Origin of the sequence: Conexibacter sp. SYSU D00693 (assembly GCF_017084525.1) — a bacterium.
Classification (GTDB): Bacteria; Actinomycetota; Thermoleophilia; order Solirubrobacterales; family Solirubrobacteraceae; genus Baekduia.
In genome coordinates this window covers 1,193,040-1,206,480 of sequence record NZ_CP070950.1, presented here as the reverse complement: position 1 = coordinate 1,206,480, position 13,441 = coordinate 1,193,040, and the positions used below count along the sequence as shown (strand labels likewise).

Annotated in this window: 12 protein-coding genes; 10 read left to right on the top strand and 2 right to left on the bottom strand. The window is 75.9% G+C overall.

Features of this window, described 5'->3' with window-relative positions:
• The first annotated feature begins 22 nt into the window (after positions 1-22).
• The 3 genes from JUB12_RS06060 to JUB12_RS06050 are packed head-to-tail and all read left to right on the top strand — an operon-like array spanning position 23 to position 2,702.
• On the top strand, positions 23-694 hold the full coding sequence (locus tag JUB12_RS06060; protein WP_205698726.1) for a FadR/GntR family transcriptional regulator: 672 nt from the start codon (positions 23-25) through the stop codon (positions 692-694).
• Entirely contained in the window at positions 691-1,131 is a 441-nt protein-coding gene (locus JUB12_RS06055) for a hypothetical protein (RefSeq protein ID WP_205698725.1), read from the top strand. Before JUB12_RS06060 ends, JUB12_RS06055 begins: the two co-directional genes overlap by 4 nt.
• On the top strand, positions 1,128-2,702 hold the full coding sequence (locus JUB12_RS06050) for a GMC family oxidoreductase (RefSeq protein WP_205698724.1): 1,575 nt from the start codon (positions 1,128-1,130) through the stop codon (positions 2,700-2,702). The genes JUB12_RS06055 and JUB12_RS06050 overlap by 4 nt, the downstream gene beginning before the upstream one ends.
• 33 nt (positions 2,703-2,735) lie before the next feature.
• On the opposite strand, the gene JUB12_RS06045 is transcribed toward JUB12_RS06050, so the two are convergent.
• On the bottom strand, positions 2,736-3,698 hold the full coding sequence (locus tag JUB12_RS06045) for a hypothetical protein (RefSeq protein WP_205698723.1): 963 nt from the start codon (positions 3,696-3,698) through the stop codon (positions 2,736-2,738).
• Positions 3,699-3,841: 143 nt separating this feature from the next.
• On the opposite strand from JUB12_RS06045, the gene JUB12_RS06040 reads away from it, so the two are divergent.
• The 6 genes from JUB12_RS06040 (at position 3,842) to JUB12_RS06015 (ending at position 11,314) form a co-directional block, all read left to right on the top strand.
• A complete protein-coding gene (locus tag JUB12_RS06040; protein WP_205698722.1) occupies positions 3,842-5,539 on the top strand; it encodes a glycerol-3-phosphate dehydrogenase/oxidase in 1,698 nt (565 codons plus the stop codon).
• Positions 5,540-5,632: 93 nt separating this feature from the next.
• Entirely contained in the window at positions 5,633-7,471 is a 1,839-nt protein-coding gene (locus JUB12_RS06035) for a hypothetical protein (RefSeq protein ID WP_205698721.1), read from the top strand.
• A gap of 19 nt (positions 7,472-7,490) precedes the next feature.
• Positions 7,491-8,246 (top strand): dihydrofolate reductase family protein, encoded by a 756-nt coding sequence (locus tag JUB12_RS06030; protein WP_205698720.1) that lies wholly within the window; start codon positions 7,491-7,493, stop codon positions 8,244-8,246.
• Positions 8,243-9,142 carry a dihydropteroate synthase gene (folP, locus tag JUB12_RS06025; RefSeq protein ID WP_241004439.1) on the top strand — a complete coding sequence of 300 codons (900 nt, stop codon included), beginning with the start codon at positions 8,243-8,245 and terminating at the stop codon, positions 9,140-9,142. Before JUB12_RS06030 ends, folP begins: the two co-directional genes overlap by 4 nt.
• A 33-nt stretch (positions 9,143-9,175) precedes the next feature.
• On the top strand, positions 9,176-9,877 hold the full coding sequence (fsa, locus tag JUB12_RS06020) for a fructose-6-phosphate aldolase (RefSeq protein WP_205698719.1): 702 nt from the start codon (positions 9,176-9,178) through the stop codon (positions 9,875-9,877).
• Positions 9,878-9,970: 93 nt separating this feature from the next.
• Entirely contained in the window at positions 9,971-11,314 is a 1,344-nt protein-coding gene (locus JUB12_RS06015) for a Rho termination factor N-terminal domain-containing protein (protein WP_205698718.1), read from the top strand.
• Positions 11,315-11,338: 24 nt separating this feature from the next.
• Here the strand turns inward: JUB12_RS06015 and JUB12_RS06010 are convergent, their stop codons facing one another.
• Complete coding sequence (locus tag JUB12_RS06010; protein WP_205698717.1) at positions 11,339-11,806, bottom strand: hypothetical protein; 468 nt, start codon at positions 11,804-11,806, stop codon at positions 11,339-11,341.
• A gap of 269 nt (positions 11,807-12,075) precedes the next feature.
• Between JUB12_RS06010 and JUB12_RS06005 the strand changes: the two genes are divergently transcribed.
• Positions 12,076-13,431 carry a cytochrome P450 gene (locus JUB12_RS06005; protein ID WP_205698716.1) on the top strand — a complete coding sequence of 452 codons (1,356 nt, stop codon included), beginning with the start codon at positions 12,076-12,078 and terminating at the stop codon, positions 13,429-13,431.
• Positions 13,432-13,441: the final 10 nt, after the last annotated feature.

Sequence of the window (13,441 nt, the reverse complement as noted above, 5' to 3'; positions counted from 1 at the left end):
CTCTCGCGCCGCGGCATCGCTCGTGTCCGAGCAGGTCTTCCGCGAGCTGCTCGACGCGCTGCTGGCCGGCCGCTACGCGCCCGGCGAGAAGCTCCCGGGGCAGCGCGCCCTCGCCCGGGACATGGGGGTGACCCTGGGATCGCTGCGGGAGGCCCTCAAGCGCCTCGAGCAGATGCGCCTGGTCGAGGTCCGCCACGGCGACGCGATGCGCGTGCGTCCGTGGCGCGAGGCCGGCGGGCTCGACGTCCTGGCCCACGTGCTGTTCCGGGCCGGCGCGCTCGACGTCGCCGTGCTCGACGACGTGCTCGAGGCGCGGGCGCTGATGCTGCGCGAGCTCGCCGGCCTGGCGGCGCAGCGACGCGACGACGCGTCGGCGCAGCGGCTGGCGGAGCTGGCGGCGGCCTTCGCCGAGGCCGGCGACGACGCGGGGGCGGCGGCGTTCGTGGACTTCGCGTTCTTCACCGAGGTGTCGCGCGCGGCGGGCAACGTCGTCTTCGACCTGATCCTCAACGCGATCCGCGACCTCTACCTCGAGCACCACGAGCGCATCCCGGTGACGGGGCGGCCCGCGGAGCTCGCTCCGCGCTACGCCGAGATCGCGGCGGCGGTCCGCGAGCGCGACGCCGAGACGGCGCAGGCCCGGGCGTTCGAGCTCGCGACCGCGCAGGCCGCGCGGGTGCGGGAGGGACGATGAGCGCGACGGCGCCCGTCCCGCTCACGCTGACGGCCCGCGAGCGCCGGGCGGTCGAGGCGCTCGTCGACGGCGTGGTGGCGCCCGTCGCGCCGCTGCCGCCCGTCGCGCGGACCGACGCCGTCGACGCCTTCGCCGCCGCCCTCGCCGCGGGGCCGGCGGCCAACCGCGCGGCGCTGCGCGCGGCAGTCGTCCTGCTGGACGCGCGAGGCGGCCGGCTGCTCGGCAGGGGCGAGCGCCGGCCGCTGCACGCGCTCAGCGCACCCGACCGCGAGGCGGCGCTGGCGCGGGCGGCGCGCCATCGCGTCTGGGGTCCGGTGCTCGAGGGGCTGCGCGGCGTCCTGCACCTGGCCTACTACGGCGACGCCGGCGTGCTCGCCGGCCTGGGCTACGACGCCGACGCGGTGCTCGCACGGGCCCGCGGGACGGTGGCGGCGTGAGCGCGACCGCCCTGGAGGGCGCCCTCCCGCACGAGGCGGCGCGGCGCGAGCGGGCGCCGTCGGTCACCCCGCGCGTCGTCGACGGCGCCGAGCTCGGCGGCCGGCGGACGATCTCCGTCGACGTGTGCGTCGTCGGCAGCGGCGCGGGCGGCGGCCCGGTGGCGGCGGGGCTCGCGGAGGCCGGGCTCGAGGTGGCGGTGCTCGAGGAGGGCGGCCACCACCCGTCCGGCACGCTGACTGCGCGCCCGCGTGACATGAGCACGCGGCTCTACCGCGACGGCGGTCAGGTCGTGACGGTGGGGACGCCGCCGATCGTCCTGCCCCTGGGGCGCGGCGTCGGTGGGACGACGCTCGTGAACTCCGGCACGTGCTTCCGCACGCCGGCGGCGGTGCTGGACCGGTGGCGCTCCGAGCACGGCCTCGAGGCGCTCGACGCGACGACGGTCGCCTCGCTCTTCACGCGGGTGGAGGAGGCGATCGGCGTGCGCCAGGTCACCCCGGAGCTCGCGGGCGACAACGCGGCGGTGGTCCGGCGGGGTGCCGAGGCGCTGGGCGTCTCGGGCCGTCACCTGTTCCGCAACGCGCGCGGCTGCGTCGGGTCGGGCGTCTGTGCGTTCGGCTGTCCCAGCGGCGCCAAGCAGCACGCGGGGGAGGTCTTCGCGCCGCGCGCGTGGGCGGCGGGCGCGACGACCTACACGGGCTGTCGCGCCGCGCGCCTGGAGGTCGAGCGCGGCGCGGTCCGGGCCGTCGTCGCCCACACCGCCGCGGGCGGGCGGCTGACGGTGCGCGCGCGCCACACCGTGCTGGCGTGCGGCGCGCTGCTGACGCCGCTGGTGCTGCGCCGCCACGGCATCGGGACGGCGTCGGGCGCGCTGGGCCGGCACCTGACGATCCACCCGGCCAGCGCGGCCCGGGCGTTGATGGACGACCCGCTGGACCCGTGGCGCGGCGTCCCGCAGTCGTTCTACGTCGACGAGCTCGCCGACGCGGGGATCCTGCTCGAGGGCATCGCCGGACCGCCCGACCAGGCGGCGATGGCGACGCCCGGCCAGGGCGAGGTGCACCGCGCCCGGATGCTCGACGTGCGCCGCTGGGCGACCTTCGGGGTGATGGTCGCCGACTCGTCGAGCGGATCGGTGCGCGCGATGCCCGGCCGCCCGGGCGGGGTCCCGCGGCCGCTGGTCCGCTACGACCTGGCGGCCGCCGACGCCGAGCGCTTCCGCCGGGGCTTCGCCCTGCTGGCGCGGATCTTCTTCGCGGCGGGCGCGCGCGAGGTCCTCGTCCCGGTCGCCGGGATCCCGCCCCTGCGCGACGGCGACACCGGCCCGCTGGACCGCGCGACGATCCGCCCGCGCGACGTCAAGGCGATGGCCTTCCACCCGCTGGGCACCGCCCGGATGGGCGCCGACCCCCGGCGCAGCGTCGTCGACCCCGACCTCGCGGTGCACGGGGTGGCGGGTCTGCACGTCGCCGACGGCTCGGTGCTGCCGACCTCCCCGCAGGTCAACCCGCAGCTGACGATCATGGCCCTCGCCACGCGCCTGGCCGACCACCTCTCGACCCGGGGTTGAGGGTGGAGGGTGCCAGGCACCTTCCACCTTCGACTAGCGCTTGAGGGAGCGCTTGACCGTGGCGCCGGCCTGGTTGCGGTAGGCGTCGGCGGCGACCGTCGCGAGGGAGAGCTTGGCGTCGCGCGCCGCGGCCAGGGCCTTGCGCGCCTTGGGACCGAGCTCGACCGTGACCTCGAGGCGGCCGGCGTCGCGGAACGCCAGGACGGTGGCGGGGAAGCGGATGAGCGCCCGTGAGCCCCTGGCCTTGGCGGTGCGCGCGCGGCCAGGGCGGATGATGCCCTGGAAGGCGACCACGCCCGCCTCGTCGCTGCCCAGGGCGAGCTTGAGCCTGCCGGTCCTGCCGACCTGGCCCAGGGCCGAGCGGACCTGGACGACGGTGTCCGGCGCGGCCGCGTCGGGCGAGCCGAGGACCGCGGCGAGCTGCGCGGCGTCCTTGGGCGGGGTGGCCGTCGCCGTGAGCTTCGCCGCGAGGTCCTTGAGGATCGCCTGCACGGCCGCGGAGGAGGCGATCCCGCCCGTGCCGGTGCCGGTGCCGGTGCCGGTGCCGGTGGTGCTGGTGCCCAGCCCGCCGGCGCCGGTCCCGGTCGGCCCGGAGCCCGTGCCCGGCGCGGTGCCGGTGCCCGTGCCCGTGCCCGTCACGGCCTGCAGGAGCTGCTCGACCGTCGACGGGGGGAGCGCGCCGCCGGTGGAGCCGGTGCCGGCCCCCGACCCGGTGGAGCCGGTCGCACCGCCGGTGGAGGGCGAGCTGGTCGCGCCGCTCAGGACCTGGGTCAGCACCTGCTCGACGCTGCCGGTCGTCTGGCCCAGGCCGGTCACCACGCCGCCGACCGTGCCGGTGGCGCTGGTGACGACGCCGCCCGCGACCGGGACCACCGCGCCCACGGTCTGGCCGACCTGCTGGACGACGTTGCCCAGCCCGCCCAGCAGCCCGCCGAGCAGCCCACTGCCCGCCTGCGCGCTCGGCGCGCCCACGGCGAGCACGGCCACGGCGCTCATCGCGCTCAAGCCGGCCCTGCGACCCTTCGCCCTCATCCCGGTTCCCCCCGGTCGATGGCCGCCCTCCACCGAGCGACCGATGCCCACCCATCGGCGTGCGAGCGCCGGGCGTTAGCCGACTGGACACATAGACTGGCCCCTCGATGCTGGAGCGCGCCGCTGCCCTGAGCGCCCTCGTCGAGGACGAGTTCGACGTCGTCGTCGTCGGCGGCGGGATCACCGGCGCCGGGTGCGCGCTCGACGCCGCCAGCCGCGGCTACTCCGTCGCCCTCGTCGAGCGCCACGACTACGCCTCGGGGACCTCGAGCCGCTCGAGCAAGCTCGTCCACGGCGGCCTGCGCTACCTGCAGAACTTCGACCTCGGCCTCGTCCGCGAGGCGCTGCTCGAGCGCCAGCTCATGGTCGCGCTCGCGCCGCACCTCGTGAAGCCGCTGCCCCTCATCGTCCCCGCGTTCGACGGCGCGCGCCCCGACCGCATGGTCGGCATGGGCCTCAACCTCTACGACGTCATGTCGGTGGACAAGATCCGCGGGCCGTTCCGCCGCGGTCGCGGCAAGGGCACCGAGCGCGACGGCCTCGACGGCGCCATGGAGTCCTGGGCACCAGACCGCCACCGTGTCATCCCCGGCGAGGAGGTCGCCGAGCTCCTGCCCGCGCTCGCGGGCCGCCAGCCCAGCTCGGGCTACCTCTTCTACGACTGCCAGACCGACGACAGCCGCCTCGTGCTCACGGTCCTCGGCGAGGCCGAGCGCTTCGGCGCGGTGTGCGCCAACGGCGTCGAGGTCACCGAGCTCGCGCCCGACGGCGTGCAGGCCCGCGACGCCGCGACGGGGGAGACGTTCCGCATCCGCGCCGCGAACGTCATCAACGCGACGGGCGTGTGGGCCGACCGGCTGCGCCCGGAGGAGCTGCACGACGAGGCGGAGGTCCCGATCATCCGCCCGAGCCGCGGGACCCACATCACGTTCCGCCGGGAGACGCTGCCGCTGAACGTCGGCGCCATCGTCCCCGCCGGCGGGGGGCGCACGATCTTCGCGCTGCCGTGGCTCGGCGCGACGCTCGTCGGCACGACCGACAACGACTTCGACTCCGACGAGCTCGACCACATCGCGCCGGCCGCGCAGGACATCGCCTACCTGCTCGACGCGTGCAACGAGTTCTTCGGCAAGTCGCTCACCCCCGACGACGTCACCGGCGCCTACGCCGGGGTCCGCCCGCTCATCTCGACCGGCGACACCGGCAAGTCGGTCGACATCTCCCGCAAGGCCGAGCTCTACGAGACCTCGAGCGGGATGATCACGATCACCGGGGGCAAGCTCACGACGTGGCGGCGGATGGCGAAGATGGCCGTCGACCGCCTCGTCGAGCGCGAGGCTCGCGACGCTCCGTGCCGCACGCACGAGATCCCGCTCGGCCAGTCGGTGGAGCCCGGCGCGCTGCCGCGCGTGGAGGGGGTCCCCGAGAGCTCCTACGAGATGCTCGCCGGCCGCTACGGCCACGCCGCCCACCAGGTCCTCGCCGTCGCCGGGGAGCGCGGCGAGCTGGCCCAGCCGATCGTCGAGGGGCTGCCCGACCTCCTGGCCGAGGCGACGCACGCGACCCGCACCGAGCAGGCGCGGACCGTGGCCGACGTGCTGCTGCGCCGGACGCGCCTGGGCCTCCTGGCCGCCCGCGACGTCGTCGCCGACGACGGGGCGGCGGCGCGGCGCGTGGCCGCGGCGATGGCCGCCGAGCACGGCTGGGACGGTGCCCGGATCGACGCGGAGGTCCGCGCGTTCCTCGAAGAGGCCCGCCTCGAGGGCATCGTCGTCGACGCCGCCGCCGTCGGCTCGGACGCCTAGAGTCCCGCCTCCGCAACCCTCGGTCCCCTCGGTGGTTGTGGACCCCGTCCCGGCTGTTGTCGCCGTCCCCTCCCAGGAGCACCTGCAGCACCCATGCGCCGTCGCCTCGCCCTCCCCGCCATGGCCCTCGCCGCCGCGCTCGCCGCGCCGGCCGGCGCCCACGCCGCCTTCTTCCAGGCCGAGCCCGTCGACGGGCCGACCCCCGACATCGTCAGCGTCGGTGACGTCGACGTCGCCCGCGACGGCTCGGGGGCGATCACGTACGTCAAGAAGGACGGCGGCGTCGACCACGTCTTCGTCTCGCGCCTGGTCAACGGCAGCTTCCAGGCACCCGAGCGCCTGGACGGCGGGATCGAGGCCCCGGCGCAGACGCCGGCGGTCGCGGTGACCGACGGCGGCCGCGCGGCCGTCGTGTGGGAGAGCGGCGGCGGGCTCTGGGCGGCGGTCAAGCCGGCCGGCGACCAGCCGTGGACGGCGCCGCAGGTCGTCGCCGCCGGAGGCAGCGCCCCCTCGGTCGACATGTCGATCAACGGCGGCGCCTACGTCTCGTTCACCGTCGGCACCGACGTGCGCCTGGCCCGCCTGGGCCGCAAGGACGCGGGCTTCGTCGGGCTGCCCGACGCGGCCGACGTCGACGCGGCGCACCCCGCGGGCGACGGCACCCGGCGCAGCCGCCTGGCCATCGCCGCCGACGGCACGGCCGTCGTCGTCTTCGGTGAGCAGCTGGGCGACGGGCGCACGCACACCATCGCCCGGCGCGTCTTCCAGGACCGTGTCTCGACCAGCCCGGTCGACGCGACGCTCGACAGCCTCGACGGCCGGGCCGGCGGGGACGCCGACCTGCCCGAGGTCGACGTCGAGGATGACTCGAGCTTCGCCTACGTCGCCTTCCGCCAGTCGCTCGGAGGCCAGACGCGCTCGATCGTCCGGCGGCTGCGCGGCGGAGCCTTCGACGAGCCGCTGGTCGGCGACGCGGTCGAACCGGGCGGTCCGGACGCGATCGCCTCGACGCGCGTCGACGTGAGCGGTCGCGGCGAGGGCATCATCACCAGCGCCTCGGGCTCCGGCGTCTTCGGCGCGCTGCTGCGCGAGAACAAGCTCGTCCCGGCGCGGGTGCTCGGGGGCGGCGGCCCGTACAGCCGCCCGGCCGGCGGCGTCGCCGAGAGCCAGGACCGCGTGGCGGCGTGGATCGACGGCGACCTCGTCCGCGCCTCCTACTGGGACGACAAGCCCGAGAGCCGCATCGCGCCGCTGCCCAGCGAGCCGACGACGATCTCGAACCCCGGGCTCGGTCCGGTCGACCAGTCCGGCGGCTTCGACGCCGGGATCGACCGCATCGGCAACGCCGTGGCCGCCTTCGTCCAGGGCCAGGGCGGCGACCGGCGCCTCGTCGCGGCCGTCTACGACCGCACGCCCGGCACCTTCCTCGGCCTGACGACGACGAAGTGGCGCGCCTACGCCCGGCCGCCGCTGTCGTGGCAGGCGCCGCTGGACCTCTGGGGCCCCATCACCTACTCGGTGCAGATCGGCGGCAAGGAGGTCGCGAAGACCACCGACACGAAGGTGACGGTCCCCACGGTCGTGCCCGACGGGATCCTGACCTGGAAGGTCGTCGCGACCGACAAGCGCGGCCAGACGTCCACGATGAAGCCGCGCAACCTGCGCGTGGACCACACGCCGCCGTCGCTGACGGTCAAGGTCCGCAAGCGCGGGCGCGTCGTGTCGGTCACGGCGAAGGCCAAGGACGTCGTGAAGGGCTCGACGCGCGCCTCGGGCTTCAAGCTCGTGCGCATCGCGTGGGGCGACGGGGCGAAGACCGACGCGCTGCGCGCCTCGCACCGCTACTCGCGCAAGGGCAAGGTCACGATCACCATCAGCGCCTACGACAACGCCGGCGCCCGCAAGGACGTCAAGAAGTCGGTGAAGCTCTAGGCGGACGTAGGGTCCGGGGATGGCCGACGACGTCCCCGGTCTCGTCCCGCTCGGCCCGGCGGGTCCCGAGCGCGCCGCGCGCGACGTCGTGGCCGCGCTCGGGCTGCGCGAGCGGGCCGTACCGGGCCGGCCGCGCGTCGTCGCGGCGATGATCGCCTCGCTCGACGGGCGCACCGCCGTCGAGGGGCGCTCCGTCGCGCTCGGCCACCCGGCCGACCGCCAGCTCCTGCGCGAGCTGCGCACCGCCGCCGACGCCGTCCTCGTGGGCACCCGCACGCTGGCCGCCGAGCGCTACGCGAACCTCCTCGACGAGGACCAGGTGGCGCTGCGCCGCGCCGCGCGGCGCGCGCCCCATCCCGTCATGGCGACGGTGTCGCGCGCGCTCGACCTGCCCCTCGACGTCCCCCTCTTCGCCGAGGCCGGGGTGCCCATCCAGGTCTACACCGAGCACGACGGCGCGCCGCCGCCGTCGCCGGGCGCCGACCTCGCGGTGGAGCGCTTCGACGAGCTGACGCTGCCCGCGGTGCTCGAGCACCTGGGAAGCGCGCGCGGGGCGCAGGTCGTCCTGTGCGAGGGCGGCCCGTCGCTGCTGCGCGAGCTCGTGGCCCAGGGCGGGCTCGACGACCTCCTGCTCACGGTCGCCCCGCTGCTGGCGGCCGGCGACGCGCCGTCGGTGCTCGAGGGCGCCGAGCTCGACGCGCCGGCCCGGCTCGCGTTGGCGGGCGTGCACCGCGCCGGCGACCACGTCGTCCTGCACCTGCGGGCATCGCGATGACCCGCACCCTGCGCCTGCGCGACCGGGCCTTCGAGCTCGTCGACGGCCGCCCGCTGGTCATGGGCATCGTCAACGCGAACCCCGACTCGTTCTCCGACGCGACCCGGCTCGCCGACCTCGACGCGCAGGTCGCCAAGGCGCTGGAGCTCGTCCGCGACGGCGCGGACCTCATCGACGTGGGCGGGGAGTCGGGCGTCACGTACACCGACGTCTCGCCCGAGGAGGTCGAGCGCGACCGCGTCCTCCCCCTCGTCGAGGCGCTCGTCGCCGAGGGCGTCGTCGTCTCGGTCGACACGTGGAAGGCCGGGGTCGCCGAGGCCGCGCTGGCCGCCGGCGCGCACCTGCTCAACGACGTCTCCGGGCTGCGCGACACCGCGCTGGCCGACCTCGCGGCGCAGTCCGGCGCCGGCCTCGTGGTCATGCACACGCGGGCCGACCCCAAGCGCAAGGCGTTCCCCGACTACGGCGGCGCCGTCGTCGACGACGTCAGGACGTTCCTGGCCGAGCGCTGTACCGTCGCCCTCGAGCACGGCGTCGCGCGCGACCGCATGGTCGTCGACCCAGGGCCGGACTTCGCCAAGTCGCCGGCCGAGAGCGTCGAGGTCCTCAAGGCGTGGGCGCACTGGGTGCCCGACGGCCTGCCGTGGCTGGCCGCCGTCTCGCGCAAGTACTTCCTGGGCGCGATCACGGGCCGGGCGCCGCACGAGCGCCTGGCCTCGACCCTCGGCGCCGTCGCCTGGGCGGCCGACTCGGGCGCCGCGATGCTCCGCGTCCACGACGTCCGCGAGGCCGTCGAGCTCCTGCGGGTCCGCGACGTGCTCGACGGGCGCGCCGACGTCCCCGGGTTCGACACCGAGGACGAGCGCCTCAAGTGGATCCGGGCCGACGGGTCCTGAGTGCCTACCGGGGCACGGGGTAGCCTCGGTCCCATGAGGCTCTTCATCGACACCGGCTCCGTCAAGGAGGTCGAGGAGATCGCCGCCTGGGGTGTGCTCTCCGGCGCGACGACCAACCCGTCGCTGCTCGCCAAGGAGGAGGGCGACCCCGGCGAGGCCATCAAGCGCATCTGCGACCTCGTGCAGGGCCCGACCTCGGCCGAGGTCGTCTCGCGCGACGCCAAGCAGATGGTCGCCGAGGGCCGTGCGCTGCGGACGCTCAGCGAGCACATCGTCGTGAAGGTGCCGTTCTCGCCGGCCGGCCTGGCCGCGACCCGCGAGCTCACGCAGGACGGCCACCCGGTGAACATGACGCTGGTCTTCAGCGCCAACCAGGCGCTGCTGAGCGCCGAGGCCGGCGCGACGTACATCTCGTGCTTCATGGGCCGCGTGGACGACATGTCCGTCGACTCCGTCGCGGTGCTCGAGGAGATCGTCGACGCGCTGCGTCCCGCGGGCACCACCTCGCAGGTCCTGGCCGCCTCGCTGCGCAACCCGATGCACGCCGTCCAGGCGGCGAAGGCGGGCTGCGAGGTCTCGACGATCCCGTACAAGGTGCTCAAGGGGATGCTCGAGCACCCGCTGACGACGTCGGGCATCGAGCGCTTCGAAGCCGACTGGCAGAAGCGGCCCGAGTTCGCGACGTGGCTCGAGGGCCTCGTGCGCGAGGCGGGCACGGTCGGCGCCGCCAGCTAGAGTCCGGCGGACACCGGGATCGCCCCGGCCGCTGCGACGCAACGCGGCCGGGCGCCCACCGACCCCAGCTGACGAAGACCAGGAGGACCCACCATGGCCGTGCTCACCCGAGAGGCGCTCGAGGCCAGCCCGCTCGCCGACCTGCACGTGATCGCCCGAGAGATCGGCATCGACGGCTTCCGCCGTCTGCGCAAGGCCGACCTCGTCGACACGATCCTCGAGCGCCAGGGCGGCGCCGAGGAGGCCGAAGCCGACTCCGGCGCCGACGCCACCGCGGAGGAGGAGACCCCGCGCCGCCGTCGCTCGCGCGGCGGTCGCAGCCGTCGCAAGGCCGCCGACGAGGACGGCGCGACCGACGAGGACGCCGGCGACGACGAGCCCGCCGAGACGCCCGCCGCCGCACGCGACGAGGACGACGAGGACGAGGCGCCGCGCTCGCGCCGCCGGGGCCGCCGGGGCGGTCGCGGCCGCGACCGCGACGAGGACGACCGCGACGACCGCGACCGCGATCGCGATCGCGATCGCGACCAGCGCGAGGAGCGCATCGCCGAGGGCACCGTCGAGCTGCTCGGCAACGGCTCGGGCTTCCTGCGCGTCTCCCCGCCGGAGCCCAGCGACGACGACGTCTACATCTCCGCCGCGCAGGTGCGCCGCTGCGAGCTCGTGAGCGGCGACACCGTCACGGGCCCGGTCCGCGCGCCGCGGCGCAGCGAGCGCTACCCGTCGCTCGTCCGCATCGACACCATCAACGGCAAGCCGGCCGACGAGGTCGCCGAGGGCACGCCGTTCGACGAGCTGCCGGCCACCTGGCCGGCCGAGCGCTTCGCGTTCGGCTCCGAGGACCCGACGCTGAAGGCGATCGAGTGGCTGACGCCGATCGGCAAGGGCTCGCGCGTCACGGTCAGCGGCGCCGCGCACAGCGGCAAGACCGAGGCGCTGCGCCGCCTCGCCGAGGCGCTGGCCGCCGTCGAGGGCGTCGAGGTCTCGCTCGTGCTCGCCGGAGTCCGGCCCGAGGAGCTCAGCGGCTGGGCGGTCGAGCCGGCCGCGGCGCTGACGTTCGCCACCGGTCCCGACGCCCAGACCCAGGCGGTCGAGCGCGCGGTCGACACGGCCCGGCGCGTGGCGGCCCGCGGCGGCGACGCCGTCGTCCTCGTCGACTCGCTGGACGGGGTGGAGGCGCGCGCCGCGCGCAAGCTCATGGCCTCGGCACGCACCATCGTCGACGGCGGCTCGCTGACGATCATCGCCACGGCCACCGCGCCGGTGGGCGGCGAGACGACCGTCATCGCGCTCGATGAGCTGCTCACCCGCACGAACCGCCTTCCGGCGGTCGACCTCGTGCGCTCGGGCACGCTGCGCCCGGAGCTGCTCGTGGGCGACGCGGGCGCCGAGGCGATCGCCGCCGCGCGCGTCGCCGCGCTCGAGGGCGAGTCCTAGGGCGCTAGGCGGCCCAGCAGGGCGCTAGGCGGCCCAGCGGGGCCGGTACGCGACCCGGCCCCAGCTCGGCTCGGGGGCGAGCTCGACGGGCTCGCCTCCGCGCTCGGGCTGCACGTAGGTGAAGCCGTCCTCGGGGTGGAAGCGCACCTCGAGCTCGCCCTCCTTCACGCGCTGGTCCAGCCAGGCGGAGCGGAAGACGAGGCGGCGCAGCCAGTGCACGAGGCTGCGGTCGCTCGGGCCGACGAGCTCGGGCCAGCAGTCGTTGACGTGCTCGCCCAGGGCCGAGGCCGGGTCCTGGATCTCGCCGTTGACGGCGAGGTTCACCAGGTCCTCGAGCTCGCCGTCGTCCAGGCGGCCGTGCACGAAGCCGAGCTTCAGCGCGGCCTGCTCACAGCGCTCGCGGAAGTCGCGCTCGTTGAAGGTGAAGCGCAACTCGCCGTACTCGAGGACGAAGTCCTCTCCGGAGTCGTAGTTGCCTCGGCGGGTGTCCATGAAGTCCATGCGTTGCGTGCCCCGCCGAGGTCCGACGGCGCGACGACCGTCGGCACTCTAGGCGCGAACCCTGCTCCCCGGACGTGGTGCAAGGTGACTTGCGGGGGGTGGGTCGGCACGAGGACCTCCTCCCGCATCGGCGAGGCGACCACGCTGCTTGCGGCGCGCAACGGCGCTGCCATCCGGCTCGCGCGTCGCGGCGGGCTCTCGCCTGACGGATTGTGACGCCTGTCACACAGCGGCGGGGTCCAGAAGTGGGAGCGTCGCCCATGGCCACCGTCCCGCCCGGCCCGACCTGGCCGGCCGTCGTGCAGACGCTCGCCTGGTGGCAGCGTCCGCTCCCGTTCTTCGAGCGCGCCCGCGCGCAGTACGGCACGCGCTTCACGATCCGGCTGCTCGGCACGCCGCCGTTCGTGTGCATCGCCGACCCGGTGGAGGTCAAGGAGGTGCTGACCGCGGCGCCGGACGTGCTGCACCCGGGAGAGGGCGCGCGGATCCTCGAGCCGGTGGTCGGCCCCAACTCGGTGATCCTCCTCGACGAGGACCTCCACCTCGAGCAGCGCCGGCTCATGCTCCCCGCGTTCCACGGCGAGCGGATGGCGCGGCTGGGGGATCTCGTCACCGACGCGGTGGAGCGCTTGGTGGACACGTGGCCGCGCGACGTCCCCGCGCCGCTGCACGGCCGGCTCCAGGAGCTCACGCTCGACGTCATCCTGCGCGGCGTCTTCGGCCTGGACAGCGGACCCCGGCTCGAGCGGCTGCGCGTCCTGCTCGCCCAGGTCATCGAGCTCGGCGCCGCGCCGATCGCGCTGGTCCCGGCGCTCCAGCGCGACTGGGGGCCCGGCTCGCCGGGCCGCCGGTTCAACCGGGTCGTCGGCGAGGTCGACCAGCTCCTGCGCGAGCTCGTCGACGAGCGGCGGGCCACCGGCGGCGAGGACCGCGACGACGTCCTGGCGATGCTGCTCTCCGCCACGCACGAGGACGGCTCGCCGATGACCTTCGCCGAGATCCGCGACGAGCTCGTGACGGCGCTCGTCGCCGGTCACGAGACGACGGCGTCCCAGCTCGCGTGGACGTTCGAGCGGCTCTCGCGCGAGCGCGACGTGCTGCACCGGCTCGTCGCCTCGCTCGACGCGGGCGAGACGGACTACCTCGACGCGACGATCAACGAGTCGCTGCGCCACCGGCCGGTGCTGCCCAACGCCGAGCCGCGGCTCACCAAGCGCGAGGTGCAGATCGGCGGCTGGACCTACCCCGAGGGCGTCGTGCTCTCCCCGCACGCCTACCTCGTCCACCACGACCCGCAGGTCTACCCCGAGCCCTACGCGTTCCGGCCCGAGCGCTTCCTCGAGCGCCCGCCCGGGACCTACACCTTCCTGCCCTTCGGCGGGGGCCGGCGGCGGTGCCTGGGCGCGAGCTTCGCGCTGCTGGAGATGCGCGTCGTCCTGCGCACCGTGCTGACGCGCTGCGAGCTGCTGCCGGGCCCGGGGCCGCGGGAGATCGCCCGGCGGCGGTCGATCACGCTCAGCCCGCGGCGCGGGGCGACGGTCGTGCTGCGCGACCGGCCGGCGAGCCCGGCGAGCGCGGCGGCAGGAGCCGCGCTCGCCGAGCCGGTGCCGGCCTAGGGGCAGGCGC